The sequence below is a fragment of the Mesorhizobium sp. P5_C1 genome (assembly GCF_054049815.1).
The window spans coordinates 1-1079 of sequence record NZ_JBFULQ010001069.1 but is presented as its reverse complement, the minus strand read 5'-3'; the positions used below and the strand labels follow the sequence as shown (position 1 = coordinate 1079).

1 protein-coding gene and 1 pseudogene are annotated in these 1079 nt (G+C 61.4%); both read right to left on the bottom strand.

All coding sequences use genetic code 11. The annotated features are described in order from the left end of the window. Positions 1-164, bottom strand: a pseudogene (locus ACXJ7R_RS33945) (DNA-binding response regulator); the annotation flags it as partial. A gap of 281 nt (positions 165-445) precedes the next feature. Continuing rightward, the coding region (locus ACXJ7R_RS33940) for a COG4705 family protein (RefSeq protein WP_457155608.1) at positions 446-1079 on the bottom strand (634 nt) is incomplete at its 5' end.

Below are 1079 nucleotides of genomic sequence, written 5' to 3'. Positions count from 1 at the left end.
GGGATCATGCGATCGGCTATGATCACGTCATAGCTGCCGCTAGTCGCCGCGAAAAGCGCATCGTGGCCGTTGCGCAGCAGGTCACAGACATGGCCGGCCTCGGTTAATCCTCGGACGATGTAATCGGCCGTCCTGTGGTCGTCCTCGACAAGCAGAAGTCGCATGGCTGTTCCGGTTTGTGGCCGATTTCGGTGAGAGGCTAGCACCGGCATGGGCCCGTTCCTAGGATGTCGCGAGGCTGCTTCCATACGGCGCCGCCAAATCGATGCAGCGGTACGGAATTCTGCTCCGCTGCATCCTTCGGCCAATCTCGCGGCATGGATCCTCGGGTCTGCGCTGCGTCGCTGCGCTCCTTGCTCCGCCCGTGGATGACGAAGCGATGGGCGTTCCGGCTGATCGCCCAGGTATGTGGACCGTCAATGCAAGCGACCCGACAAGACTTCGCCTAGTCCGATTCCAGCAGGATTTCGTCGGCCTCGTCGGCGGTTTTCTTGAGCGTCATGTAGAGAACGAGACCAATGATGCTGCCAAGGAAGATCAGGCTGGTGAAAATGGTGCCGAAACCCAGGCCGCCATATTCGACTGGCTGCGACAAGAGATCGCCGAAGGAGGCGCCAAGCGGCCGTGTCAGGATATAGGCGAGCCAGAAGGCCAGGATGCCGTCGAGATGAAGCAGGTACCAGGCAAGCGCGATGAGCGCGATGACGCCACCGAACAACAGGCCAGATGTCAGGTAGCCCATGTCGAAGCTCTCGGCGACGAGGTCGCCGGCGGCGGTGCCGAGCGAGAAGGTGAACAGGATCGCCAGCCAGTAAAAGATCTCGCGCCTGGTGGTGACGATGGTGTGGATCGACAGCGTTCGCTCGCTGGCGTACCACACGGCGAATGTCGCGGCGAGCGCCACCGAGAAGGCGATGGTCGTCGTCTGCAGGCGTACGCCGAAATTGTCGACGAGATTGTCTGTAATCAGCGTGCCGACGATGCTGATCAGCACCACCGCCAGCCAGTAGGCCCAGGGCACGTAACGCTTCTGCGCGAACTGCAGGACGAGGGCGACGATCAGGATGCCGGTCATGACC